Origin of the sequence: Micrococcus sp. GPGPB33, from assembly GCF_037853785.1 — a bacterium.
Taxonomy (GTDB): Bacteria; Actinomycetota; Actinomycetes; order Actinomycetales; family Micrococcaceae; genus Micrococcus; species Micrococcus luteus.
On sequence record NZ_JAQMWO010000002.1, the window covers coordinates 783,527 to 808,919 of the forward strand.

Sequence of the window (25,393 nt, forward strand, 5' to 3'; positions counted from 1 at the left end):
CCCGACGGCGGCCCGTCAGTCCTCGGCGGGGATCAGCACGCGCTCGAAGGCGGCGCGCTCCTCGTCGGAGACGGCCACGGGCCGCCCGGCCGCCGGGTCCACCTGCACGAACACGGCGTCGCACAGCACGCAGCGCCGCCCGTCCTGCCACAGCTCGTGGCGCAGCGTGAAGGACGTCCGGCCGATCCGCAGGATCCACACCCGCGCCGTCACCTCGGGCCCGGCGTAGACCACGGGCGCCTCGTACTGGACCTCCATGGACCGCACGACGCGCTGGACGTCCGGGGACGCCGTCGTCGTGGCCCACGCGGCCAGGGCGCGCACGCGCGCCTCCTCGGCGAGGGTGAGCAGGCGGGCGTTGTTGACGTGGCCGTAGCGGTCTTCGTCGGACCAGCGCAGCTGCAGCCCGACCTCGAACGGGGTCGGCGTGCCGGCGTCGGCGGGGGTCTCGGGGGTGGTCGGCTGCGTCACGGGGTGAACACCTTTCCTGGGTTGAGGATGCCGTGCGGGTCGAACACGGCCTTGATGCGCTGCTGGAGGTCGTGCTGGGCGTCGCCGAGCTCGTCTCGCAGGAACGCGCGCTTGAGCAGGCCCACGCCGTGTTCGCCGGTGAGCGTGCCGCCGAGTTCCAGGCCCGCGCGGAACAGCTCGCCGGCGGCCTCCCACACGTCCGCCGGGATCGACGCGGCGTCCTCGGCCGCGCCGCCCACCTGCGCCGCCGCGCCGAACAGCAGGATCGGGTGCAGGTTGCCGTCCCCGGCGTGGGCCGTGGTGGGGATGGCGACGCCGGTGCGTGCCTCGATCTCACGGATCCGCGCGAACATCTCGGCCATGCGGCTGCGCGGGACGGCCACGTCCTCCACGAGCGGGGTGCCGAGGCGCTCGAGCGCGGGGAACGCGGTGCGGCGCAGGGCCATGAGGGCCTCCCCCTCGGCGGGGTCCACGGTCACGGTGACGTCCCCGCCGTGGGCGCGCATGAGGGCGGCCATGGCCTCCCCGTCCGCCTCGGCGCCGGCGCCGTCGGCCTGCACCAGCAGGAACGCGCCGGATTCGGGCAGGGCGGCCCCGCGCTCGGGCCCCGCGTGCGCGCGCACCGCGGCGAGCGTCGCCTCGTCCATCAGCTCCATCAGGGCGGGCACGTGACCGGCCCCGGTGATCGCCTCGGCCGCGGCGGCGCCCGCGACGACGTCCGGGAAGAACCCGCCGAGCGTCACGGGCACGCCGCGCACGGCCGGCCGCAGCGCCAGCGTCGCGCCCACGATCACGCCGAGCGTGCCCTCCGAGCCGATCATCAGCGCGACCAGGTCGTAGCCGGTCACCCCCTTGACGGTGCGGTGGCCCAGCCGCAGCAGGGTGCCGTCCGCGAGCACCACGTCCAGGCCCAGCACCGCCTCGCGCGTGACGCCGTACTTGGCGCACAGCAGCCCGCCGGCGTTCATCGCGATGTTGCCGCCCACCGTGGAGATGTCCTTCGACGCGGGATCCGGGGCCCACCACAGCCCGTGCTCGGCGAGCGCGGCGTTCAGCGCCCCGTTGAGGATCCCCGGCTCGACGACGGCCACGCGGTCCGCGGGGGAGACCTCCAGGATCCGGTCCATCGCGGTCATGTCCAGGACGATCTCGCCCGCCCCCGCGACGGCGCCGCCGGCCAACCCCGTGCCCGCTCCGCGGGTGACCAGCGGGGTGCGGGTCCCGTGCGCGATCCGGCACGCGGCCTGCACGTCCTCCACCGTCCGCGCGCGGACCACGGCCAGCGGCGCGGCGGGGGAGCGATGCCCCGAGCGGTCCGCCCGGGCGGCCTCGAGTGCGGCGGCGGAGACGTCCACGCGGCCGGGCAGCTCCGCCTGCAGGCGGGCGACGACGTCGGCGGGCGGGGCGTCCGCGGCAGGCGGGGCGGCGCGGGTCGGGTCGAGGGGTGCGGAGGAGTCCATGTCCACCAGTGTCGCCGATCACACGGGGTGGAACGTGCGTCGGCCGGTCCGATGACGCGCCCGGCCCCGTCCCTAGACTGGCGACCATGACCTCCCCGGACCCCGCTGCGCCGCGCCCCCGCGTCCACGTGCTCACCCTGCGCCCGGGTGGAGCCCGCGAGGACACCGCCCGCCGCGTGGGCGCCGTCCTCGCCGAGGCCTTCGCCACGGACCCGTACACGCTCGGGCTCGTGCCCGAGGACCGGCGCGAGGCCCGCCTCGAGCGCAAGTTCACCGCCGCCGTGCGCCACGGGCTGCGCGCGGGGGCCGACGGCGCCCCGCTCGGCGCCGTGGACGTCGCCGTGGACGCCGACGATGGCACGCTGCTCGGCGCCGCCGTGTGGACCTCCCCCGCCGCCCCCCGCGGGGTCGACGTGCCGGGCCTGCTGGCGGGGCTGCCCACCGCGGTCGCCGTCCACGGCCGCCACACCCTCGCCCTGAAGCGGATCCAGGCCGCCTGCGAGCGTGCCCGCCCGGCAGGCCGGCACTGGTACCTTGAGGAGGTCGGCACCGTCCCGTCCGCCCGCGGGCGCGGGGCGGCGAGTGCGCTGGTGCGCCACGGCCAGCGCCGCGCGTCGGGTCTGCCCGTGCACCTCGAGGCGTCCGTGCCCGCCACCGTCCCGTTCTATGAGCGGCTCGGCTTCCGTGCGACCGGCCACGTGCCCGTGCCCGGGGGCGAGCCCCTGACCTGCCTGCGCTGGGAGGCCTGAGATGAGACACCCGATCCCCGACTACCTGGCGAGCCTGATCACCGAGCTCGGCGCCGTGAACCCGGGAGAGACGGCCCAGTACATCCCCGTGCTCGCGGAGGCGGACCCGGACCGCCTCGGCATCGCGCTGGCCACCCCCACCGGGCGGCTGCACTCCGCGGGGGACGCGGACGTGGAGTTCACCATCCAGTCCGCGTCCAAGCCGTTCACGTACGCGGCCGCGCTCGTGGACCGGGGCTTCGCCGCCGTGGACCGACAGGTGGGGCTGAACCCCTCGGGCGAGGCCTTCAACGAGCTCTCCCTCGAGGCGGAGTCGCACCGCCCGGACAACGCCATGATCAACGCGGGCGCGCTCGCGGTGCACCAGCTGCTGGTGGGGCCGGAGGCGAGCCGGAAGGAGCGGCTGGACCGGGCCGTGGAGATCATGTCCCTGCTCGCCGGGCGTCGGCTCGCGGTGGACCGGGAGACGTACGAGTCCGAGATGGCGGTCTCGGACCGCAACCTCTCCCTGGGGCACATGCTCCGCAGCTACGGGGTGCTGCAGGACTCGGCCGAGGAGATCGTGGCCGGGTACGTGGCGCAGTGCGCCGTGCTCGTCACCGCCAAGGACCTCGCCGTGATGGGCGCGTGTCTGGCCACCGGGGGCATCCATCCGATGACGGGTGAGCGCGTGCTGCCGTCCATCGTGGCGCGGCGCGTGGTGTCCGTGATGACCTCCTCCGGCATGTACGACGCCGCCGGGCAGTGGCTCGCCGACGTCGGGATCCCGGCCAAGTCCGGGGTGGCCGGCGGTGTGCTCGGCGCGCTGCCGGGCCGCGTGGGGATCGGCGTGTTCTCGCCGCGCCTGGACGAGGTGGGCAACTCGGCGCGCGGCGTGCTGGCGTGCCGCCGCCTCTCCGAGGACTTCCGGCTGCACCTCATGGACGGCGACAGCCTGGGCGGAACCGCCGTGCGCTTCGTGGAACGCGAGGGTGACCGCGTGTTCCTGCACCTGCAGGGCGTGATCCGGTTCGGCGGCGCCGAGGCGGTGCTGGACGCGCTCACGGACCTGCGCACCGGTGCGGAGAAGCCCGGCACCGGCTGGGACGCCGCCGTCTACCCGCGGTGGCAGGAGGCCGCGGCGGACAGCGCGGCGCTCGCGGCCGCGACCGGCGGCGGGGCGGTGTACGAGGCCGCCGCCGTGGCCGCCCGAGATGAGAACGACGGGCCCATCCGCACCGTGGTGCTCAACCTCACGCGGGTGGACCGGATCGACGACGTCGGCCGGCGGCTGATCGCCGAGGGCGTGCGCCGGCTGCAGGCGGACGGCGTGCGCGTGGAGGTCGAGGATCCGGAGCGCATCCTGCCGCTGGAGGAGGCCGGCGCCCACTGAGGCGGCGGGGCGGGCAGGAGGGGGGCGTGGCGGTGCTCTCCGTCTCGCTCCCTTTCGTTCAACTGCTGTTCATGTGACAATGGGCGGTCTCATCCCTTGACCCCGCTGTTCGAGGACGACCCCCATGCCCCTTTCCACCCTCCGCGTCAGCCTGCCCTCCCTCCGCCGCACCCGCCCCGCCCCGCAGGGGGGTCCGTGGGCGGATCGCGCACGCCGTCGTGTCCCGGCTGCAGCCGCGTCCCGTGCCGCCGGTGGACCGTCGGACCCGCCTGGCGTGGCAGGTCTCGGGGGCACTGCCGCTGATCGGGTGCCTGACCTCGTTCCCCATCGGGATGTCCAAGGACTCCATGGTGATCCCGGGCGTCGGCTATCAGGGCGGGTTCCCCGCGGGCTGGTCCCACGCCCTCAACCAGCCGGCGTACTTCACGTGGCTGTCCAACGCGCTGGTCGCGGGCACGTCGCTGACGCTGGCCGCGCGTCGTGAGGCGCCCACGTCGGACGCGTTCTGGGCCGTGCGCACCGCCGGACTCGGCTCGGTGATGGTCACGGGGATCGTCTACAACGCGGTGCTGCGCGGCCGCGAGCAGGACACCTTCCTCTACCGGTTCAACGACGCGCTGCAGCACATCGTCAACCCCGTGCTCGCCCCGGCGGTGTGGGCGCTGTGCGACCCCCGCGGGCAGATCACGCCGCGGCGCGCCGGGCTGGCCTCGGTCATCCCGCTGATGTGGGCGGCGGCGACCATGGCGCGCGGGCCCCGCATCGACTGGTACCCGTACCCGTTCCTGGACGTGCCGCGGCTCGGCCGACGCAGCGTGGGCGTCGTGCTCGCCGGGATCCTGGCCGGCTTCACCGGGCTCATGGGCGTGCTCGGCACCGTGGACCGCCGCCTCGGCCCGGCCTGAGCGAGGGCGGTCCCCGGCGCTTTCGAACGTGAGAGAGGGCCTATCTCACGTTCGAAAGCCCCCATTCGCCCCCTTTCACGTTCGAAAGCGCGGGTGGGAGGGGCCGACGACGGCGGCGGCGCGTCAGTCGCCGCGGACGGCCTCGGCCACGGGCACGTCGCCGTCCACGAAGTCGATCTTCCGGCCCACCGTGCCCGGCTCGCTGAGCACGGCCACGATCGCCCGGGCGACGTTGCCGCGGCTGGCCCCACGCTGCGGGGCATCGGAGTCGGAGAGGTCCGGGTCCACGGTGATGCGGCCGGACGGCTCCTCGTCGGTCAGGGCGCCGGGACCGAGGATGGTCCAGGCCAGCCCGGAGTCCCGCAGCGCCTCGTCCGCCTCGGCCTTGGCCTGCGCGTAGGTGTAGAAGGGGTCGTCCTCGGGCACGTCGTGGTGCAGGGACGCGCCGAGGTAGGACACCATCACGTAGCGCCGCACGCCCGCGGCCTCGGCGGCGCGCATGCTGGCGACGGCGGCGTCGTGGTCCACGGCCCGGGTGCGCTGGGCGTCCCCGCCGCCCGCGCCCGCGGAGAACACGACGTTGTCCGCGTCGCGCAGCGCGTGGAGCAGCTCCTCCTGGTCCGCCTTCTCGATGTCCAGGACGAGCGGTTCGGCGCCGGCGGCGCGGACGTCCTCGGCGTGATCGGGGTTGCGGATGATCGAGACGACGTCGTGGCCGGCCTCCGCCAGCAGAGGTGCGGCGAGCAGGGCCACCTTGCCGTGGCCGCCGATGATCACGGTGCGGGTCATGGGAATCTCTCCTTCGGTTCGATCGGGTGCTGAACTCCCACAGTAGGGAGAGCCCGACGCCGGTGCGAGGGCGGAGCGGCGCTCCACCACCCCACTCCTCAGCTCTCCGCCTGGCCCTCCCGCCAGTAGCCCATGAAGGAGACGTGCTTCTTCGGCACGCCGCCGGGGCCCACGCTGAGCCGGCGCAGGGCGCGCACCATCGCGGACTCCCCGGCGAGGAACACGTAGGCCTCGGGCCGTTCGTCGGCCTCGAGGGCGGCGACGGTCCACTCGCGCTCGACGGAGGCCGCGGGCGGCGCGACCGGCCCGCCGGCGTCGTCGGGGTCCACGCCCAGCAGGGCGGCGAGGCGGGCGTGCGCCCAGGACCCCGACGGCGCCCCCGGCGCCCGGCGGCCCACGTGCAGGCGCACGCGGCCCCGGTCCGTCAGCTCCGTCACGGCCCGCCAGTCCCACGGCTCGGGGACGGCCAGGCGCTCGGCGATGAGGTCGGCGGCCTGCCCGTCGTGGGGCAGCTCGAGCACGAGGTCCGCCTCGCCGTCGAACCCGCCGAACGGGTCCGCGAGCTCCTCCGCCACGGACACCAGGGCGGGGACGGCGGTCTCGTCGCCCACGGCCAGCACACGGTGCGCCCCCGTCTGCCGCCAGCCGGACCACGCCGGCGCCTCCGCCGAGGGCACCAGCACGTTCACCGCGTCCCCCGCCTGGACGGCGCGCGCCCAGCGCAGGCCCGGCCCCTGATGCGGGTCGGCGGGGTCGTCCGGGTCGCCGTGCAGCACCACGTCCACGGTCAGCGAGGGCACCTGCCGCCCGTCGAGCCGCACGAGCCCGGCCGAGCGCACCGTGTACGTGCGCATCCAGCCGCGCTCCTCCTCGGGGATGGCCAGGAACCCGGCGCGGAACCCGGCGGACAGGTCCGGGTCCGCCGACGTCCCGCCCGGCGGGGGGATCAGCAGCTTCACATAGGCGTCCCGGCGCGGCCGCGCGCCCCGGTACAGGGCGTGCAGGTCGGCGACGCCGGGCGGCAGCAGTCCCAGCAGGTCCCCGCTGGCGGCCTCCAGGTCCGGGCCCGCCAGCACGATCCGCCGGAACCCGCGGCACGGCTGCTCCACGGACACCACGCGCGTGTGCGCCACGATCATGCCGTCGGCGCTCATCGGCGGTCCCCGTCCCCCCGCGGCAGCACCACGGGGTGGCCCAGCAGCGGGTCGGCCACCACGTCCGCGTCCAGGCCGAACACCTCGGCCAGCACCTCCGGCACGATCACCTCGCCCGGCGTGCCCTGCGCCACCACCCGGCCCGCGGCCATCGCCACGATGTGGTCCGCACTGCGCGCCGCCAGGTTCAGCTCGTGCAGCACCGCGACGACGGTCGCCCGGCCCTCGCCACGCGGGTCCGGGAGCGTGCGCACCAGGTCGAGCACCTCCACCTGATGGCTGAGGTCGAGGTAGCTCGTGGGCTCGTCGAGGAGCACCACCGGGGTCTGCTGGGCGAGCACGAGGGCGAGCCACGCCCGCTGCCGCTGCCCGCCGGAGAGCGTGCCGGCCTCGCGCTCGGCGAGCTCCACGAGGTCGGTGCTCTCGAGCGCCGCGGCGACCGCGGCGTCGTCGCCGGCGGCCCGGCCGCCCAGGAGCCCGCGGTGCGGGTGACGGCCGCGCGCCACGAGCTGCGCCACCGTCATGCCCTCGGGCGCCACGGGATGCTGGGGCAGCAGCGCCACGGTGCGGGCGTAGTCGCGCGCGGACACGCGGGCGGCGTCCCGACCGAGCACCTCGATGCTCCCGGCGCGCGGGGCGAGCTGGCGGGTCAGGCCGCGCAGCAGCGTGGACTTGCCGCAGCCGTTGGCGCCGATGATCGCGGTGACGCGCCCGGCGGGCACGTCCAGGTCGAGGTCCGCGACGATCGGCGGCGCCGAGGCCGGGCCGTAGCCGAGCGTCAGGCCGCGCAGGCGGATCGCGACGTCGTCGGCGGCCCCGGCGCGCGGTGCGGCGGGGGACGGGACGGTGAGCGGGGGAGCGGTCATGCGGAGCGCACGCCTCCTGGGGTCCGGCCCTGGCACAGCAGCAGCCAGAGCATGAGCGGGGCGCCGGCGGCGCCGGTGAGCACACCGGTGGGCAGGGCGGCGCCGGTGAGCAGGGGGACGGCCTCACCGGCCACGAGGTCCGCGAGCAGCACGAGCGCGGCGCCCGTGAGCGCCGCCGCGGGCAGGGAGGGCAGGCCACGGGTGAGCCCGCGCGCCACCGGGGTGGCCAGCAGCGCCACGAACGCCAGCGGCCCCACGACGGCGGTCGCCACGGCGGCCAGCACCGCGCCGAGCCCCAGCGCCGCGGCCGAGGTGGGACGCGGCCGGGCGCCGAGGGCGTGCGCGAGGTCCGGGCCGACGTCGGCGGGGGCCAGCCGCGCGTGGAGCACCCCCGCCAGCGGCAGGGCGACCACGAGCACGCCCGCGAGCAGCGCGATGCGGCCCCACGTGACCCCGTTGAGCGAGCCGGCGATCCAGACGGTGGCCGACTGCAGGTCGTGCTGGGCCAGCGAGAGCATGGCCCCGGCCACCACGGCCTGGCCCGCCGCCGCCACCGCGATGCCGGCCACGACGAACCGCTCGCCCCCCACCGAGCGGGCCGTGGCGAACACGGCGACCACCGCCGCGAGGCCACCGATCAGTGCCGTGGCGGCGCGCATCAGGTCCGATCCTCCGCCGGTCTGCCCGGCGGTCGCCAGCATCCCCAGCACGACCGCCGCCGCGGCGCCCTGGGTGACGCCCAGGATGTCCGGCGAGGCCAGGGGGTTGCGCAGCGTGCGCCGGTAGAGCGCGCCGGCCGCGCCCAGGGCGGCGCCGGTGAGCACTGCGGCCACGGCGCGGGGCAGCTTCTCCTCCAGCACGATGAAGCTCGCTCCCGGGATCGTCTCCCCGCCCAGGATCCGCACGAGGTCCGGGACGGTCACCTGGTACGTGCCCCACACCACGCGCAGCAGGGCGAGGACCAGCACGGCCACGGCGAGGCCCGCGCAGGCCCCTCCGAGGCGGCGCCGGTCGGCGCGGCGCAGGCGGGCGACGACGTCGTCCGGGGCGGTGCACTGGAGGCTCATGCGGCCACCCCCGGGCGGCGCAGCAGCGCCAGCAGCACGGGCACGCCGAGCAGGACGGTGGTCACCCCGAGGTGGATCTCCCCGGGCGCCACGACGAGCCGCCCGGCGAGGTCCGCGAGGATCACGAGGACGGCGCCCCACAGGGCGCAGCCGACCATCAGGGCCCGCGTGCTCGGCGGCCGCAGACGGCGCAGCGCGTGGGGCACGAGCAGTCCCACGAACCCGACCGGCCCGGCCAGCGCCACCGCCGCGGCCGTGAGCAGCACGACCGCGCCCAGCAGCACCGCGCGCACCCGCTCCGGGCGCCCGCCCAGGCCGTGCGCGAGGTCGTCGCCGAGGGCGAGGGCGTCGAGCCCGGGGGCCACGGCGACGGCGGCGAGCAGCCCGACGGCGATGACGGGTGCCAGGGCGAGCGCCTCGCCGAGGTCGGCGCGGGCCACCGTGCCCACGGCCCAGAACCGCAGTCGGTCCTGGACCGTGGGGGAGAGCACGAGCAGGGCCGTGGTGCCGGCGGTGGCGCCGGCGGTGAGCGCCGCGCCGGCCAGCACGAGCGCCATGGGGGAGGGGGCGCCGGGCGTCCGGCCACTCCGTGTGGCGGCCGCCGCCACCGCGTAGCCGAGCGCGGCCGCGACCAGCGTCCCGACGGCGGCCAGCGCCAGCACTCCGAACGTGGACCCGGCGACGCCGAGCGCCATGCCCGCCGCCACGGCCAGCCCCGCGCCGGCGGAGAGCCCGAGCAGCCCCGGGTCGCCGAGCGGGTTGCGGGTGGCCCCCTGCAGGGCGGCGCCGGCCACGGCCAGCGCCGCCCCCACGAGCGCCCCCGTCACCACGCGGGGCACGCGGGAGGCCACGGCCGCCGCCTCGATGCCCTCCGGCACGGGGTGCCCGGTGAGGATCGCGCCCAGGGTGTCGAGCGCCGTCGTCGCCGGCACGGTGCGCGCGCCGAGGGCGACGCCGGCCACGAGCGCCGCCAGCAGCAGCGCCGCGGGCAGGGCGCCCATCAGCACGCCCGCGCGGACGCGGGCCGGGGAGGCCAGGGCCGTGGACGGCATGGGGAGGGATCAGCCCTGCGCGGTCTTCGCGGCCTCGGCGATCGGCGGGACGACCTTCTCGAGCGCGAACGGGATGGACAGCGGGGAGATCGCGGAGACGGAGAGGACCTCCTGCTCGTCCGTCTGCAGGACGAGGGCGCCGGCCTTCACGGCCGGGATCGAGCCCAGCAGGGGGTCGGACTCGATGGCCTCGCGGACCGAGTCCTGGGCGGCCCAGGAGACGAACACGTCCGACTCCAGCTCGTCCGCGCGCTCGGGCGACCACGTGAAGAAGAACGCCTGGTCCTCCGGGGAGTTCTCCGTCACCACCGGCGCCTGCTCCATGCCGAGCAGCTCGAGGAACTTCGGGCGGTTGTCCACGTCCGTGTAGATGCTGATCTGGTCCGCGGCGGCGGGGTCGATGGTGCCGTAGACGAAGGACGCGCCCTGGAGGCCCGCGTGCTTCTCGCCGGCGTCCTTGATCTGCTGCTCGAGGTCCGCGATGAGCTCCTCCGCCTCCTGCTCCTTGCCGAGCACGCGGCCGATGACCTCCGTGGACTGCTGCCACGAGGTGCCGTAGGCGGGGACGTCCTTCGGGTAGGCCACTGTGGGGGCGATCTTCGAGAGGCGGTCGTAGTCCTCCTGCGTGATGCCGGAGTAGACGGCGAGGATGACGTCCGGCTTCACGGCGGCGATCGCCTCGGCGTCGATGCCGGAGGCCTCGGACCACTGCACGGGCTTCTGGGCGCCCTCGGTCTCGGCGAGCTTCGCGTCGAACCAGTCGGTGGACTTCTCCGCGTTCCCCCCGAACTCCACGGCGGCCATGCCCACCGGCACCACCCCGAGGGCGAGGGCCACGTCCTGGTTCACCCAGGACACGGTGGCCACGCGGGTCGGGCGCTGCGGGATCTCGGTGGTGCCGTAGACGTGCTCGATGCTGCGGGGGAACGCGGCGTCCCCGCCCGCGGCGTCCGACGACGACGCACCGGCCGACGAGGACGAGGCCGAGCCTCCGGCCGGGCCGGTGGAGCACGCGGCGAGCAGGAGGGTGAGCCCGACTCCCCCGCTGGCGAGGAGGGAGCGGCGGGACAGGGGGGACGGTGCCATGGTGGTGGCCTTTCACGGTCGCGACGCGCGGGCGCCGGGCGGAGGGGGTCGGGTCTGCGGTCGGAGGATGCGTCGGCCCTGCCGGGCCGGTATTAGCAAACACCGACGTGAGGTAACTCTGGAAGATTAGGGCAACCTAACTCCCCTGTGCAATCCCGGTGAGGGGCGTCGTCGGGGGAGGTGGGCGGGATACGGTGGCCTGGTGAGCCAGAACCCCCTCCCCGCCCCGCGCGGCGACGCGCAGCGCGGCGCCGCCGACCACCACGACCGGGTCTCCGCGATGTTCGACGCCATCGCCGGCCGCTACGACCTGATGAACGCCGTCATGACATGGGGTCAGGAGCCGCGCCTGGTGCGCCGCACGGTGGCGCGGGCCAACATCCCCGCGCAGGCCCGCGTGCTCGACCTGGCCACCGGCACCGGGGACCTCGCGTTCGAGGTGCTCAAGCAGCACCCCGACGCGCAGGTGGTGGGCGCCGACATCGCCGCCGAGATGATGGAGGTCGGCCGTGCCCGCGCGGGCGGGGACCGCATCGAGTGGGTCGTCGCGGACGCGACAGACCTGCCGTTCGAGTCCGGCTCGTTCGACGCCGTGACCCACGGCTACCTGCTGCGCAACGTCGCGGACATCCCGGCGACTCTCGCCGAGCAGTTCCGCGTGCTGCGCCCCGGCGGCTGGGTCGCGGCCCTCGAGACGTCGCCGGCGCCGGACAACGTGCTCAAGCCGTTCTCCTCCTTCTACATCCACCGGGTGATGCCGCAGCTCGCGAAGCTGATCGCCGACCGGCCCGAGGCCTACGCGTACCTGTCCTCCTCGACGAAGGCGTTCCACACGCCGGACGAGGTCGCGGACCTCTTCGCCGGGGCCGGCTTCGTGAACATCGGCCACGAGACCCACATGTTCGACACCCTGGCCACGCACTGGGCCATGAAGCCGGTCGACTGACGCCGGCCACGCGGCGCGGCGTCAGCACAGGGCGGCCCCGGTGGCGCCGCCGGATGTGTCAGGGCTGTGACGAGTCACGCTGATGTCCGCGTTCCGAGAAGACTCTGGGCCGACCCGGCTGGTCCGCGTAGCATGGGGCCCCGTCGAGGGGGATCCGCGCACCCCCGGCCCCGGTCGCCGCCCGTCCGTCATCCCCCGGAACGGCGTCGCCCCTCCGTCGCGAGGCGCTCGTCCCCGCAGTCCGCGACGTCCGCGTGGGCACCGTGAACCGTCTCCCGAACGTAGAGGAACCTTGTGAGTCCCATCCAGAGCACCACCGGCCCGTCATCCATGGCGGAGCTGAAGAAGGTCCTGCCCGAGCTCTCGCATCCGGACGGCGCACCGGTGCGGGTGCTCGTCGTGGACGACGAGCCGATGATCGCCGACCTGCTCTCCATGGGCTTCACCCTCTGCGGCTGGGAGGTGATCGTGGCCCACGACGGCGCGACCGCCGTCGAGCTGGGCACCGCGGGCCGTCCGGACCTGGCGATCCTGGACGTCATGCTGCCGGACATGGACGGCCTGGACGTCCTGGAGCGCCTGCGCGCCCACTGGTCGGAGATGCCCGCCATGTTCCTCACCGCCAAGGACGCGACGGAGGACCGCGTGGCGGGCCTGGCCGCCGGCGGCGACGACTACGTGACCAAGCCCTTCTCCATGGAGGAGGTGCTCATCCGCGCGCACCGGCTCGTGCAGCGCTCCGGCGTGGTCTCGGGCGGCTCCGAGGTGCTCGTGGTCGGCGACCTGGTGATGAACACCCGCACTCACGAGGTGACCCGCGGCGGCGACGAGATCGAGCTGACCGCCACGCAGTACAACCTGCTGAAGTTCCTCATGGCCAACGTCCGCACGGTGCTCTCCAAGGAGCGCATCCTGCAGGACGTCTGGGGCTACGACTTCGGCGGCCGCGCGAACATCGTCGAGCTGTACATCTCCTACCTGCGGAAGAAGATCGACGCGGATCGGGATCCGATGATCCACACCATCCGCGGCGCCGGGTATGTCATCCGGCCTGCCTGAGACCGCCGCGGTCCCTTCGGGGCACGGCAGCACCCGCCGCAGGCGGCCCACGTCGCTGGCCCGCCGCATCGGCGCCGGCGTCCTTCTGATCCTGGTGGCCACCATCCTGGCCTACTCGTTCTTCGCGACCGGCATCACGAAGGCCCTGCTGACCGAATCCGCCTCTCGGGATGCCTCCGAAGCCTGGATCCGCGCCTCGGAGCAGCTGACGGTCCCCTCGCCGGGCGGAGGGGACGACGTCGGCCCCGGGGAGGGGTACCTGCGCGCGCCAGGCACCCTCGGCCAGCCCGAGGGCACGGTGGTCGCGCTCGTCCCGCTCTCCGGTCTGGAGGAGCATCGGCAGGACGCCCTCACCGGGCACCGGGTCGGTGACGCCGGGCAGTCCGTGCCGCTCACGGCGCGGGAGGCCCACGACCTTCTGCGCGCCGTCCGGGACCGGCCGGGTGGGCCGATGCTGGACGCCGTCGTCGGTGACGTCTCCTATCGCGTCCAGGCCCAACTGCTGAGCGCGCCGGGCCCCTGGGTGGCCGCGGACCAGGTGCTCGTGGTGGGGGCGCCGACGGGCGCCATGTCCGACGTCGCGCGCCAGGCGCTGGTCGCGGTCGCCGTCGGACTGTCCGTCACCGTCCTCACCACCGCGATCCTGGTGACCCTGTGGCTGCGTCGGGGCCTGGCCCCGCTGCGCGAGGTCGCCGCCGTCGCCGAGCGGGTCGCCCAGGTGGACATGGCCCGCGCCGGGCTCGATCCGGAGGACTCACGCATGCCGCCTCGGCTCCTGCAGGGGCCGGACGAGGTGGCCGTCGTCGCCCAGGCGCTCGACCGGTTCACCGGCTCGGTCGAGGCGGCCCTGGAGCAGCGCCGCGTGCAGGAGCAGCAGATGCGCCGGTTCATGGCGGACGCCTCCCACGAGCTGCGCACGCCGCTCGCCTCGGTGCGCGGCTACGCCGAGATGATCGCGATGACGGAGGAGCTCTCCGCGACTGGCCGGCGGTCGCTCGACCGGGTGCTGTTCCAGGCCGACCGCATGGCCGCCCTCGTGGACGACATGCTCCTGCTCGAACGGCTCGAGTCCGTCTCCCGCGGCCGGGCCATGGGCCTGGCGCCCTCCGGGGAGGTGGCGCTGGCCGAACAGGTGGACCTGTCCGAGGTGGTCCTCGAGGGCGTGATGGACGCCCGCGCCGCGTGGCCGGACCACACGTGGGTGGTGGACCTGCCCGCAGGGGTGGAGCCGGGCACCCAGCGGTGCGTCACCGGCGACCGGTCGCAGCTGGCCCGCGTGGTCGGCAACCTGCTCTCCAACGCGGCCAAGCACACCCCCGTCGGGACCACCGTCACGGCCTCCGTGCGGCAGGACCAGCCCCGGCCCGGTTTCATGCTCGTCAGCGTCCACGACGACGGCGGCGGCATCCCGGCCGACCGACACGCCACCCTCTTCCACCGCTTCGTCCGGGGCCCCGGGAAGGGCCGGACGAGCGCCCCGGGCACGGAGCCGTCCACGGGTCTGGGTCTGGCCATCGTGCGCTCGATCGCGCGCAGCCATGGCGGAGACGTGACCGTGGCGTCCGAGGGCGGGTGGACGCGCTTCGACGTCGTCGTGCCCTGCGCCCCGGGGCGCGCCGGGCCGGGGGCTGCGGGCTCCTGCTGCGGCCCCGCCCGGGCCGGCCTGCCCTGACCCCGGGTCGGCGACCGTTGACGGACCCCCACCCTCCTGTGCGTACGGTGCTTGTGCATGACCCAGAAAGGGTCGTCCGGGACTTCCGGCCGATCCTTCCCGACGCCGGTCGGCGCAAGCCGCCGGTGAGAGGAGCACGATCATGACCGACATCCGCCGCACCGCCACCGCCCTGACCCTCGGCGCCGCCGTCGTCACCGGCCTCGGAGCCCCCGCCGCCGTCGCTCAGACCACGGCCCCGGCCACCGAGACCGCCACCACGGCGCCGGCCTCCCCGTCGCCCGTTCCCCAGCAGGAGGAGAAGGACGACAACGGCAACTGGGGTCTGTGGGGCCTGGCCGGTCTGCTGGGCCTGGCGGGCCTGGCCGGCCGCCGCAAGCGTGAGGTGCACGCCGAGCCCGTGCGGAGCGACCACCACGTGGCCGGCGCGCACCGTGACCATGACGTGCACCGCGTGGACGACCGTGCCGGCGACGTGCGCACCGAGGGCGTGGACGCCCGCCGCCGCGAGGCCGAGGGCACCCTGGGCGATGCCACCCGCCGTCCGGGCACCGGCGACGGCCGTTGACCCGACCCCGGCCGCGTCGAGCGGCCCGTGACCGCGACCCCCGCCCCTGAGGCGGGGGTCGCGGCGTGTCGGGGGCGGGTCTCGAATGCGCTCCTCAGTCCGCGGCGTCCCCCGCCGAGGGCGCGGCGCGCAGCACCGCGTCCGTGAGGCGGTCCAGGGCCGCGGTCCCGGCCGTCCAGCGCTGCCAGTGCAGGTGCACGTCGGCCGCGCCGAGGGCCACGATCGGCTCGAGGTCGGGGTGCCGGCCCTCGAGCACGCCCGGCGGGATCTGCGCCGAAGGGAGCATGCCCCAGCCCAGCCCGAGCTCCACCGCCCGCAGATACGCGTGCACGGAGGGCACGAGGTGGGTCGGCGGGTCGGCCACGGGCCGGCCGCGGGTGACGCGGCGCAGCACCGTGTGCTGCAGGCCGTCGCGGGGGCCGTAGTCCACGATCGGCAGCGAGCCGAAGTCCACCCGGCCCCGCGCGTCGCGGTGCAGCTCCAGCAGGAAGGACGCGCACACCGCGTGATAGCGCATCGTGCCCAGCGGGGTGGAGGTGCACCCGGCCACGGGCGTGGGGTCGTCCGTCACGGCCGCCACGACCGCGCCGTCCCGCAGCAGGACGGCGGTGTGCTCCTGATCCTCGGACTGCATCTGCAGGACGACGTCGTCCCACGTCGCCGCCTCGCGCAGCACGGGCTCCCACCACGTGTCGAGGGAGTCTGCGTTGAGCGCCACGCGCAGCGGCACGCGGCCGCCGTCGCCCCGGCCGAGCGCGGCGAGCGCCTCGTCCTCGAGTGCGAGGGTCTGCCGGGCGAGACGGAGCAGGCGCTCTCCGGCCGCGGTCGGCCGGACGGGGACGGTGCGGGCCAGGAGCACCTGGCCCACCTGCCGCTCGAGGGCCTTGATCCGCTGCGAGAAGGCCGAGCCGGAGATCCGCAGGGAGTCCGCGGCGGCGTCGAAGGTGCCGTGGTCGACGGCCGCGACGAGGGCGCGCAGGTGGTCGGAGTTCATGCGGTCCAGGGTAGGGGTGGTCATGAAGGATGTCTTCAGATCTTGAAGAAGATCGCGATAGCACGGACGTGGGACGGCTCCTATCCTCGCTCGGTGACCATCTTCGCCACCGGTTTCCTGACCTACCTCGCCCTCATCGTCGCCATCGGCGCGCAGACCCTGTTCCTGCTGCGCCAGATCGTCCGACGCGACCGCGTGTGGACCGTCCTGACCGTGTGCTTCGTGGCCGATGTGGCGCTGCTCGTGCTCGGCGCCGGCGGCGTGGGCGTGGTGGCCGAACGCTGGCCGTGGCTCGTGCCCGCGCTGACCGTGGCCGGCGTGGTCTACCTCCTCGCGTTCGCCGTGGGCGCGCTGCGCTCCGCCTGGCGCGGGGACCGGACCCTCACCACCGCGGCCGCGGACGTCGAGGGGACCGGGCACGGCCCTGACCGCATCGACCTCGCGGTCCTCACCGGCGAGCTGCCGCTGATCGACCCGGCGACCGGCCGCCTGGCCGATCGCGAGCCGGCCGGGGCCGGCGTCGGGCGTCACGACGACGGCGCGCCCGGCTTCGGCACCCCCTCGGGCGGTGGGTCGGTGGCGGTGCGGCAGCGCGTGCAGCCGCGCCGCGTGGCGTTGGACCGCCCGCAGACGCCGCTGCCGCGGATCATCCTGCTGGCGCTGTCCGTCTCCCTGGTGAACCCGCACGCCATCCTCGACACCGTGGTGATGATGGGCACCTTCGGGCAGACGTTCGGGGCGGCGAAGTGGGTGTACGTGGGCGGCGCGGTGGCGGCCTCGCTCGTCTGGTTCACCGCGCTCGGCTGGGGCGGGACGAAGCTCGCCCCGTCCATGGACTCGGCGCGGACGTGGCGGATCGTGGACGCCGTGGTGGGCGTGCTCATGCTGGGAATCGCCGTGAAGGTGGGGCTCACGCTCCTCTGAGCCGCCCGGGGAGGATGATGGGGACATGAGTCCTTCCCCCTCCGACTCCGCCCGCACGCCGACCGTCGCGGCCGGGGAGGTCATCCGCGTCTCCGCCGTCGTGCTGGCCCGCCCGGACCGCCGCGTGCTGACCGTCCGCAAGGCCGGCACCGCCATGTTCATGTTCCCCGGCGGCAAGCACCTGCCCGGCGAGGCCCCCGTGGACACCGCCGTCCGCGAGGTGGCCGAGGAGACCGGGCTGCGCCTGCGCCCGGACGAGCTGACCCGCCTCGGCGCGTGGGACACCGCCGCCGCCAACGAGCCCGGCGCCGCCCTGCACTCGGAGGTGTTCGCGCTCTGGCGGCCCGTCGCCCGGCACGAGGTCCCCGAGCCGACGGACGAGATCGTCGAGCTGCACTGGATGGACCCCGCCGCCCCGGCCGCACCGGGCGGGCACGGCGTGGCCCCGCTGCTGCACCCCGTGCTGGCCGCCGTCGCCGCAGCGCCCCCGTTCTGACGTCCGCGCGGGCCGGCCGGCCCGCGCTGACGTCCGCACCGGCCACTAGCCTGGCCGGGTGACGTCGCTGCTCCGCATCCTGCGCTTCGCGCCCCAGCTCCACCGCCTCTACCTCGGCATCGCCGTCAGCTCCGTGCTGGCCGCGGTGCTGGCCCTGGCCACCCCGTTCCTGATCGGTGCGGCCACGGACCGGATCGTCGCCGCCGTCGCGGGGGAGACCGACGTGGCCGAGGCCGTCACCGCGGTGACCTGGCTGGCGGTCGCGTTCCTCGCCGTCGAGGTGGCGACCACCCTGGTGGTGAGCGTGGGCGGCTACTGGGGCGACGTGATGGCCGCGCGCATGCGCACCATCCTCTCCACGCGGTACTTCGAGCAGCTGCTGCACCTGCCCCAGCGGTACTTCGACACCGCGATCACCGGGCGGGTCGTCAACCGGTTGAACCGCACCATCAACGAGATCACCCAGTTCCTGCAGTTCTTCGCGAACAACGCGTTCACCATGCTCGTCACCACCGCCGCGGTGCTCGTGATCACGGCGTTCTACTGGTGGCCGCTGGCGATCCTGCTGGCCGTCGTCTTCCCCGTGTACATGTGGCTCACCGCGCGGACGTCCGCGAAGTGGCAGGTGTGGGAGGGGAGAAGAACACGGAGGTGGACGTCGCCTCGGGGCGGTTCGCCGAGGTGGTCTCCCAGATGTCCGTGGTGCGGGCCTACAACCGGCAGGACCACGAGCTCACCGGGTTCCGCGACCGGTTCCTGCGGACCGTGGAGATCACCCGGCAGCAGTCCCGGTTCTGGCACGGCATGGACGCCGGGCGCCGGCTCGCCCTGAACGTGGCCTTCGGCGCGATGTACCTGATCGTGTTCGTCCGCACCGCGCAGGGCCTGTTCTCCGTGGGCGACATGGTGATCCTCCTGCAGCTGATGAACATGGCCCGGCAGCCGATCTTCTCCATGAGCTTCCTCGTGGACTCCGCCCAGCGCGCCGTCGCCGGGTCGAAGGACTACTTCGAGGTGCTCGCCGAGGAGCGCGAGCGGGCCGGCGGGGCGGCGCTCGCGGCGGCGAGCGCGGAGGAGCCCCGCGCGCCGGCGGAGCCGCGGGCCGACGTCGTGCCGGGTGCGCCGGACGTCCCCGCGGACGTGCCGGCCGTGCGCTTCGACGAGGTCTCCTTCGCCTACGACGCCGACGCCTCCCGCCCCGTGCTGGACCGCGTGTCCTTCGACATCCCGCGGGGTGCCAGGGTGGCGCTCGTGGGCGAGTCGGGCGGCGGGAAGTCGACCATCGCGCACCTGCTGCTGGGTCTGTACCCGGTGACGAGCGGACGCATCGAGGTGTTCGGACAGGACGTCGCCGGGCTGGACCTGGCCGCGCTGCGCGGGCGGATCGCCACCGTGTTCCAGGAGCCGAGCCTGTTCTCCGGGACGGTGCGCGAGAACATCGCCTACGCGGACCCCGACGCCTCCGACGAGCGCGTCCGGGCCGCCGCCAAGGCCGCGTACGCGCACCGGTTCGTGGCGGCGTTCGACGACGGCTACGAACAGGTGATCGGCGAGCGCGGGCTGCGGCTGTCCGGCGGGCAGAAGCAGCGGATCGCGGTGGCGCGGGCCGTGCTGAAGGACGCGCCGATCCTTGTGCTGGACGAGGCCACCTCCGCACTGGACACGAAGTCAGAACGGCTCGTGCAGGCGGCCCTCGAGGACCTGATGGTGGGGCGGTCGAGCCTGATCGTGGCGCACCGGCTGAGCACGATCGCGTCCGTGGACCGGATCGTCACGCTGCGCGGCGGGCAGGTGCAGGAGATCGGGACCCCGGCCGAGCTGGCCGCGTCCGGCGGGATCTACGCGCAGCTGCTCGAGCTGCAGAGGGCCGGCACCCAGGAGGCCCGGAAGATGCTGAAGGAGTACGGGCTGAGCGGGTGATCCCGGAATCTTCTGCGGATCCGACCCTTCCGAGCGCTGCGCGGCGGCCCAGAAGGGTCAGATGTGCAACGGATTCCCAGCGCGCGGCAGGACGTCCACGACGACGTCGGCCCGACGCCTCCGCAGGGCCTGTGGACAACCGGGCCCGCCGACGTCGGGAGCGAGCAGGATCGGGGCCATGCGCGTGCCCGGACCCTTCCCCGCCCACCTCCAGGACGCCCCGTTCACGCGGGCGCAGGCGCTGGCCGCCGGGGTGTCCGGGTCGCGGCTGCGCAGCCGGGACGTCGAACGCGTCGCGCACGGCCACTACCGCTGGATCGGCCCCGTCACCGGGGCGACGCCGCCCGCGCGTCCCCTCGCCACCGAGCTGTCCCGGCTGCAGGACCTGGCGGCGATGCGTCCCGACGTCGTGGTGACCGGAGAGTCCGTGGCCCGGTTGCTGGGCTGGCCCCTCCCGGACGACGTGAAGGCCCGGGTGCGTCCTACCGTCCTGCGGTCCCGCACCCGCCGGGTGCTACGGGAGCCCGGCGTGCGCACCCGGCTCGTGGACCTGGACCGCGTCCTCGTGCGGAGGGACCGGCTGCACGGGCTGCGATGGACCTCGCACGCCGACACCTGGTTCCACCTGGCCACCGTCCTGGACCGAGACGCGCTCGTGGCGGTCGGAGATCGGCTGGCACGGGAGGACGAACGGCGGGGGAAGGTCGCGCTGGCCACCCGCCGGGAGCTCGGCGCCGCGCTCGAGCGGCACACCGGCGAGGCCGGGATCGTGCGGGCGCGGGAGGCGCTCGCGCTCGTGCGCACCGGTTCCGACTCCCCGGCCGAGACCGAACTGCGCCTGGCGCTGATGGCCGCGGGGCTGCCCGAGCCGGACCTGCAGATCGAGCTCTGGGACCCGGACTACTCGCTGTGGCACCCCGCCAGCGCGGACCTCGGCTACCGGCGGTGGCGGATCGCGATCCACTACGAGGGCAAGACCCACGACGGCGCCGCGCAGGTCGGCAAGGACACCCGCCGGGACGCGGTGTTCCTGCGTCAGGGCTGGCTCAACATCCGGGTGGCGGGGACGGACCGGTGGCGGGGATTCGTCGAGACGGCGGCGCTGGTGCGGGCCGCGATCGCGGAGCGTGGCGGTCTCGACGCCGGTGGCGCGGAGGATCGTCTGCGGAACTGACCCTTCTGGGGCGGGAGCGGACGTCCAGAAGGGTCAGGGGCGCAGAAGATTCCGGAAGGCCGACGACGGCGCCGCGTCACGCGACGACGCACCGCGGCCCCGCTCTTACCATGACGGGATGACCGCACCGGATCCCGCCCCCACCGACGCCCGCCGCGCGGAAGACCGCTCCGCCCGCATCGCCGTCACCGTCTTCCCGCTGCTGGTGCTCGCCGCCGCGCTCGTGGGCTTCCTCGCCCCGACCGCCGCGAAGACGCTGCTGCCCCAGGTCAACCTGTTCCTCGGGATCATCATGTTCGGCATGGGCCTGACGCTGACCCTTCCGGACTTCGGCCTCGTCGCCCGCCGGCCGCTGCCCGTGCTGCTGGGCGTGGTGGCGCAGTACGCGATCATGCCGCTGCTGGGGCTCGGCGTCGCCGTCGTGCTCCAGCTGCCGCCCGAGCTCGCGGCGGGCGTGATCCTCGTGGGCTCGGCCCCGGGCGGCACGTCCTCGAACGTGGTCAGCTACCTCGCCCGCGCCGACACCGCCCTCTCCGTGGCCATGACCTCCGTGTCCACGCTCCTGGCCCCGCTGCTCACGCCGCTGCTCACCCTGTGGCTGGCCGGCCAGTACATGGCCGTCGACGGCGGCGCCATGGCCAAGTCCATCGTGAACATCGTGCTCCTGCCGGTCCTAGGCGGACTCGTCGTGCGCCTGCTGCTGCGCCGCGTCGTCGACCGCGTGCTGCCCGCCCTGCCGTGGGTCTCGGTGGTGTTCATCGCGCTGGTGGTGGCCGCCGTCGTCGGCAACAGCGCCTCCCGCGTGCTGTCGGCGGGCCTGCTGGTGTTCGCAGCGGTGGTGCTGCACAACGGGCTCGGCTACCTGCTCGGCTACGGCGCGGCGAAGCTGTTCCGGCTGCCCACGCCCGTGGCGCGCACGGTCTCGATCGAGGTCGGCATGCAGAACTCGGGCCTGGCCGCGGGCCTCGCCGCGCAGTACATCTCGCCGGCGGCAGCCCTGCCGGGCGCCGTGTTCTCGATCTGGCACAACCTCTCCGGGGCCGTGCTCGCGATGGCCTACCGCCGTTCCGACGGCCGCAGGGCCGCGGGCGCCCCCGGCTCGGCCCCGGCGAATCGTCTGCGGAACTGACCCTTCTGAGGCGGGATCAGACCCCCCAGAAGGGTCAGTTCCGCAGACGATTCCGGACGGTCGACGACGACGCCGGCCGCCGGGCAGCGCGCGAGTGAGGGCCGTGGCGTGGCCCGGCTCACACCGTGGCCCGCCCGCTCACACCGCGCCCCGCTCGCTCACACCGCGGCCAGGCCCGCCACGGGGCTCAGCCGGGCCGCCCGACGCGCGGGCAGCAGCGACGCCGCCAGGCCGGCCAGCGCCGCCACGGCCACCACCAGCCCGAGCTCGAGCCACGGCACGGCCGGGCGCACCGCGGTCCCGGCGCCCGCGGTCGCGGAGAGGTCGGCGAGGACCAGCTGCGCCCCCGCCCAGCCGTAGCACACCCCGAGGGCGCAGCCCAGCACGGCGGCCACGGCCGCGATCAGCACGGCCTCGATCGCGATCGCCCCGCGCAGTCCGCCTCGCGTCAGGCCGAGGGCCCGCAGCAGCGCGTTCTCGCGCGTCCGCTCGATTACGGACAGGCTCAGCGTGTTCGCCACGCCGATCAGCGCGATCAGCACGGACACCGCCAGCAGCGCCACCACGATCCCGAGCATCGCGTCGATGATCCGGGCGTAGAGCGCGCGCTCGCCGGCCCCGCCGTCGATCACGGCCGCCCCGGCGCCCGCGGCCCGGGTCACGTCCTCGCTCAGGCCCTGCAGGCGGTCGACGGGGACACCGGGGTCGAGCGCGATGAGCAGCTGGCCCGGCACGGCGGCGTCCGCGGTCCCGTCCCACCCGGCCTCGCGCAGCGGCTCGGCCGCCACGTACACGCCGGAGCTCAGCGAGCCGGCGCGCACCGGGACGAACGTCCGCGCGGCCCCCGCCACCTCAGCGCGGACCTGATCCGTGTCGACCCAGTCGGGCACGAGCGCCGTGCCGGGGTCGCCGAGGCCGGTCACGGCCTCGGGCAGGCGCGCGACGACGGCGCGCAGGTCCGCGGCCGGCGTCGCCAGCACGGGGGACCCGTTCTCCGTGGCGCCCACCGGGGTGGCCAGGGCCACCGCCTGCACGTCCGCCGTCGCGGCGACGGCCTCGGCCGCGTGGGCCGGGTCCGCGTCGGCGGGCAGCTGCACCACGAGGTCCACCGGGTAGGCGGTGTCCAGGGCGAGGGCCGTCTGCTCCTGGGCGGTGCGCCCGCCGGTGAGGAACAGCGCCACGAGGGTGGTGCCCACGAGCAGGGCCGCGGCGGTGGCAGCGGTCCGGGACCGGTGGCGCACCGCGTTCAGCCCGGCCAGGTGCCCGGGGACGCCGGCCGGACGCGCCAGCACGGCCGCCCCCGCACCGCGGCGGGCACGAACAGCCGTGCCAGCAGGAGCACGCCCACGAAGGACAGCGCGCCGCCGCCGATCGCTGAGACCGGCTCCCGGACGGACACACCCCCCAGCATGAGCGCGGTGCCGCCGACGGCCAGCACCAGCCCGATCGCCGTGCGGACCCGGCCGCCGCGCGATCCGGCGGTCACCTCGTCCTTGGGCCGCAGGGCCTCGAGCGGGGCGACGCGCGTCGCGGCCACCGCGGGGGCCAGCGCGGCCAGGACCGTCACCGCCACACCCACGGCCACCGAGACGGCGAGCCCGGCCGGGTGCAGACCGAACGTGAGGAACGGCAGGTCCAGCATCTCGCGGGCGGCCGCGGCCACGCCGGCCACGATCGCCACGGCGAGCCCGGCGCCCAGCACGGAGCCCACCACGCCCACGACGGCGGCCTCGGTCAGCACGGAGGCCCGCACCTGGGCCGTTGTCGCGCCGATGGTGCGCAGCAGCGCGAGGTCACGGGTGCGCTGGGCCACGAGCACCTGGAAGGTGTTCGCGATGACCAGCGCGGTCACCAGCAGGGCCAGCGCCGCGAAGCCGCCGAGCACCCAGCCCAGCAGGTCGGTGCCGCCGCTCAGCTGCGTCACCGCCGAGCGCACGGCCTCGTCCGGGGTCGCGACGTCGACGTCCACCCCGGCCGCGGTGGCCTCGGCGCGGGCGGCCTCGGCGACGGCGGGGACGTCCGCTCCGTCGGCCAGGCGCAGCAGCAGGTGGGGGTGAACCCGGCCTCCCCGTCCTGGCCCTGCACCGCGGTCAGCGCCGCGGGTGAGGCCCACACCTGTGCCTGCCCGGAGAGCATCGGGTCGGGGGAGGGCTGGGTCAGGCCCGTGACCACCGCGTCCACCGGCGTGGTGGCCGGGGCGGGCCCGGACTCGCTCGCCAGCGCGACGACGTCGCCCACGGCCACCCCGTGCCGGTCCGCGGTCTGCGCGTCGAGGGTGACGCCGCGGGCGTCGTCGGCGGCGGGCAGGGCGCCGGCGGTCACGGTCAGGCCCGCCAGGGCCGGGTCGCGGGGCAGGGGCATCACCGCGGCGCCGAACTCGGCGTCCGCGGCGCGGGCCGCCGCCCACGCCATCCGCAGGGCGTACGCCTCCTCGACGCCGTCCAGGCGGGCCAGCGGGCCGGGCTCGGCGGAGGTGCCGGCGAGGTCGGAGACGTCCTCGGACCCGCCCGGCAGGACCACGAGGTCGGCGCCGGCGTAGGTGCTGCCGAGCGTGGCGCGCAGGGTGGCCTGCGCCGTCGAGGAGACGAGGAAGGAGGCCGCGAGGAACAGGGTGCCGATCAGGATGGCCAGCACCAGGGAGACGTAGCGGCGCGGCTGGGTGCGCAGCTGGGAGAGGGCGACGGTCCACATGGTCAGCGCACCCCGCCCTCGGCCGGGGCGGACAGGGCGGTCAGGGCCGCGGTGACGGACTCGACCGTGGGGTCCACGAGCTCGCCGGCCAGCCGGCCGTCCGCGAGCAGCACGACGCGGTCGGCGGCGGAGGCCGCCACGGGGTCGTGGGTGACCATGATGACGGTCTGGCCCATCTCCCGCGCGGACCGGCGCAGCAGGCCGAGCACCTCGGCGGAGGTGGCGGTGTCCAGGTTGCCGGTGGGCTCATCCCCGAACACGACGTCCGGTCGGGTGAGCAGGGCGCGGGCCACGGCGACGCGCTGCTGCTGGCCGCCCGAGAGCTCGTGCGGCCGGTGGCCCAGCCGGTCTGCGAGGCCCAGGGTGCGGGTGATCTCGTCCAGCCAGGCGCGGTCCGGGGTGCGGCCGGCCAGCTCGAGCGGCAGCACGATGTTCTGTTCGGCCGTGAGCGTGGGCACGAGGTTGAAGGCCTGGAACACGAAGCCCACGCGGTCGCGACGCAGCCGGGTCAGGGCGGTGTCGTCCAGCCCGGTGATCTCGGTGCCGCCGATCCTCACGGAGCCCGAGGTCGGCGCGTCCAGCCCGGCCAGGCAGTGCATGAGCGTCGACTTGCCCGAGCCCGAGGGCCCCATGATCGCGGTGAACGCGCCCGAGGCGAAGTCCACGTCCACCCCGCGCAGGGCGTGCACCTGCGCGTCACCGCGCCCGTAGGCGCGGGTGAGGCCGCGGGCGCAGACGGCGGGCGCCGTCGTCGTGGTGGCGGACGACGACGGCGTGCCCGGCCCCGGCGCGACGGGGCCGGCGGTCGTGGGGGAGGCGGGGTGTGCGGAGGAAGCGGTGTCCATGGCG

24 protein-coding genes and 1 pseudogene are annotated in these 25,393 nt (G+C 75.4%); 12 read left to right on the plus strand and 13 right to left on the minus strand.

Annotated features, from left to right (window positions below):
* Window positions 1-15: 15 nt before the first annotated feature.
* Together POD19_RS03780 and POD19_RS03785 are read right to left on the minus strand one after the other, a co-directional pair.
* Window positions 16-471, minus strand: a complete 456-nt coding sequence (locus POD19_RS03780; protein WP_060974353.1) for an acyl-CoA thioesterase — start codon at window positions 469-471, stop codon at window positions 16-18.
* On the minus strand, window positions 468-1,931 hold the full coding sequence (locus tag POD19_RS03785; protein ID WP_239074307.1) for an FAD-binding oxidoreductase: 1,464 nt from the start codon (window positions 1,929-1,931) through the stop codon (window positions 468-470). Before POD19_RS03785 ends, POD19_RS03780 begins: the two co-directional genes overlap by 4 nt.
* An 86-nt stretch (window positions 1,932-2,017) precedes the next feature.
* On the opposite strand from POD19_RS03785, the gene POD19_RS03790 reads away from it, so the two are divergent.
* The 3 genes from POD19_RS03790 (at window position 2,018) to POD19_RS03800 (ending at window position 4,957) form a co-directional block, all read left to right on the plus strand.
* Window positions 2,018-2,680: a GNAT family N-acetyltransferase gene (locus POD19_RS03790; protein WP_020622112.1), complete on the plus strand. Its 663-nt coding sequence runs from the start codon at window positions 2,018-2,020 to the stop codon at window positions 2,678-2,680.
* Between the two features lies 1 nt (window position 2,681).
* Window positions 2,682-4,052 carry a glutaminase A gene (gene glsA / locus POD19_RS03795; protein ID WP_020622111.1) on the plus strand — a complete coding sequence of 457 codons (1,371 nt, stop codon included), beginning with the start codon at window positions 2,682-2,684 and terminating at the stop codon, window positions 4,050-4,052.
* A gap of 251 nt (window positions 4,053-4,303) precedes the next feature.
* On the plus strand, window positions 4,304-4,957 hold the full coding sequence (locus tag POD19_RS03800; protein WP_340309335.1) for a Pr6Pr family membrane protein: 654 nt from the start codon (window positions 4,304-4,306) through the stop codon (window positions 4,955-4,957).
* A gap of 123 nt (window positions 4,958-5,080) precedes the next feature.
* Here POD19_RS03800 and POD19_RS03805 read toward each other — a convergent pair whose 3' ends face one another.
* From POD19_RS03805 to POD19_RS03830, 6 genes are all read right to left on the minus strand, one after another.
* Entirely contained in the window at window positions 5,081-5,746 is a 666-nt protein-coding gene (locus POD19_RS03805) for an SDR family oxidoreductase (RefSeq protein WP_041104097.1), read from the minus strand.
* 98 nt (window positions 5,747-5,844) lie between these two features.
* Window positions 5,845-6,900 carry a siderophore-interacting protein gene (locus POD19_RS03810; protein ID WP_041104096.1) on the minus strand — a complete coding sequence of 352 codons (1,056 nt, stop codon included), beginning with the start codon at window positions 6,898-6,900 and terminating at the stop codon, window positions 5,845-5,847.
* On the minus strand, window positions 6,897-7,766 hold the full coding sequence (locus tag POD19_RS03815; protein WP_101965884.1) for an ABC transporter ATP-binding protein: 870 nt from the start codon (window positions 7,764-7,766) through the stop codon (window positions 6,897-6,899). The genes POD19_RS03810 and POD19_RS03815 overlap by 4 nt, the downstream gene beginning before the upstream one ends.
* Window positions 7,763-8,833 (minus strand): FecCD family ABC transporter permease, encoded by a 1,071-nt coding sequence (locus tag POD19_RS03820; RefSeq protein WP_078025656.1) that lies wholly within the window; start codon window positions 8,831-8,833, stop codon window positions 7,763-7,765. The genes POD19_RS03815 and POD19_RS03820 overlap by 4 nt, the downstream gene beginning before the upstream one ends.
* Complete coding sequence (locus POD19_RS03825) at window positions 8,830-9,885, minus strand: FecCD family ABC transporter permease (protein ID WP_078025657.1); 1,056 nt, start codon at window positions 9,883-9,885, stop codon at window positions 8,830-8,832. Before POD19_RS03825 ends, POD19_RS03820 begins: the two co-directional genes overlap by 4 nt.
* Window positions 9,886-9,894: 9 nt before the next feature.
* The gene (locus tag POD19_RS03830) at window positions 9,895-10,971 is read right to left on the minus strand and encodes an iron-siderophore ABC transporter substrate-binding protein (protein WP_101965883.1); all 1,077 of its coding nucleotides are present in this window, start codon (window positions 10,969-10,971) and stop codon (window positions 9,895-9,897) included.
* 202 nt (window positions 10,972-11,173) lie between these two features.
* On the opposite strand from POD19_RS03830, the gene POD19_RS03835 reads away from it, so the two are divergent.
* The 4 genes from POD19_RS03835 to POD19_RS03850 all read left to right on the plus strand — a co-directional run bounded on the left by POD19_RS03835 (window position 11,174) and on the right by POD19_RS03850 (window position 15,216).
* Window positions 11,174-11,917, plus strand: coding sequence for a ubiquinone/menaquinone biosynthesis methyltransferase (locus POD19_RS03835; protein ID WP_101965882.1), 744 nt, complete (start codon window positions 11,174-11,176; stop codon window positions 11,915-11,917).
* 330 nt (window positions 11,918-12,247) lie between these two features.
* Entirely contained in the window at window positions 12,248-12,976 is a 729-nt protein-coding gene (locus POD19_RS03840; RefSeq protein WP_029248286.1) for a response regulator transcription factor, read from the plus strand.
* A gap of 94 nt (window positions 12,977-13,070) precedes the next feature.
* Window positions 13,071-14,648, plus strand: coding sequence for a HAMP domain-containing sensor histidine kinase (locus tag POD19_RS03845; RefSeq protein WP_240756365.1), 1,578 nt, complete (start codon window positions 13,071-13,073; stop codon window positions 14,646-14,648).
* 142 nt (window positions 14,649-14,790) lie between these two features.
* On the plus strand, window positions 14,791-15,216 hold the full coding sequence (locus tag POD19_RS03850; protein ID WP_101965881.1) for a WGxxGxxG family protein: 426 nt from the start codon (window positions 14,791-14,793) through the stop codon (window positions 15,214-15,216).
* 94 nt (window positions 15,217-15,310) lie between these two features.
* Here the strand turns inward: POD19_RS03850 and POD19_RS03855 are convergent, their stop codons facing one another.
* Entirely contained in the window at window positions 15,311-16,234 is a 924-nt protein-coding gene (locus tag POD19_RS03855) for an ArgP/LysG family DNA-binding transcriptional regulator (protein ID WP_101965880.1), read from the minus strand.
* Window positions 16,235-16,303: 69 nt separating this feature from the next.
* Here POD19_RS03855 and POD19_RS03860 point away from each other — a divergent pair, with 69 nt between their 5' ends.
* From POD19_RS03860 to POD19_RS03880, 5 genes and pseudogenes are all read left to right on the plus strand, one after another.
* The gene (locus POD19_RS03860) at window positions 16,304-17,134 is read left to right on the plus strand and encodes a LysE/ArgO family amino acid transporter (protein WP_240756364.1); all 831 of its coding nucleotides are present in this window, start codon (window positions 16,304-16,306) and stop codon (window positions 17,132-17,134) included.
* 25 nt (window positions 17,135-17,159) lie between these two features.
* Window positions 17,160-17,630, plus strand: a complete 471-nt coding sequence (locus POD19_RS03865; RefSeq protein WP_060775137.1) for an NUDIX hydrolase — start codon at window positions 17,160-17,162, stop codon at window positions 17,628-17,630.
* Between the two features lie 58 nt (window positions 17,631-17,688).
* Window positions 17,689-19,550: pseudogene (locus tag POD19_RS03870) on the plus strand (ABC transporter ATP-binding protein).
* A 178-nt stretch (window positions 19,551-19,728) separates the two neighbouring features.
* Complete coding sequence (locus POD19_RS03875; RefSeq protein ID WP_049147022.1) at window positions 19,729-20,724, plus strand: hypothetical protein; 996 nt, start codon at window positions 19,729-19,731, stop codon at window positions 20,722-20,724.
* 118 nt (window positions 20,725-20,842) lie between these two features.
* Window positions 20,843-21,853, plus strand: a complete 1,011-nt coding sequence (locus POD19_RS03880; protein WP_020625623.1) for a bile acid:sodium symporter family protein — start codon at window positions 20,843-20,845, stop codon at window positions 21,851-21,853.
* Between the two features lie 158 nt (window positions 21,854-22,011).
* Here POD19_RS03880 and POD19_RS03885 read toward each other — a convergent pair whose 3' ends face one another.
* From POD19_RS03885 to POD19_RS03900, 4 genes are read right to left on the minus strand one after another with little or no spacing between them, the layout of a single operon-like run.
* On the minus strand, window positions 22,012-23,145 hold the full coding sequence (locus tag POD19_RS03885; RefSeq protein WP_340309336.1) for an ABC transporter permease: 1,134 nt from the start codon (window positions 23,143-23,145) through the stop codon (window positions 22,012-22,014).
* Window positions 23,100-23,822 carry an FtsX-like permease family protein gene (locus tag POD19_RS03890; RefSeq protein WP_340309337.1) on the minus strand — a complete coding sequence of 241 codons (723 nt, stop codon included), beginning with the start codon at window positions 23,820-23,822 and terminating at the stop codon, window positions 23,100-23,102. Before POD19_RS03890 ends, POD19_RS03885 begins: the two co-directional genes overlap by 46 nt.
* Entirely contained in the window at window positions 23,774-24,544 is a 771-nt protein-coding gene (locus POD19_RS03895) for an ABC transporter permease (RefSeq protein ID WP_340309338.1), read from the minus strand. Before POD19_RS03895 ends, POD19_RS03890 begins: the two co-directional genes overlap by 49 nt.
* Before the next feature lie 2 nt (window positions 24,545-24,546).
* Window positions 24,547-25,389, minus strand: coding sequence for an ABC transporter ATP-binding protein (locus POD19_RS03900; RefSeq protein ID WP_144818890.1), 843 nt, complete (start codon window positions 25,387-25,389; stop codon window positions 24,547-24,549).
* Between the last annotated feature and the right edge of the window lie 4 nt (window positions 25,390-25,393).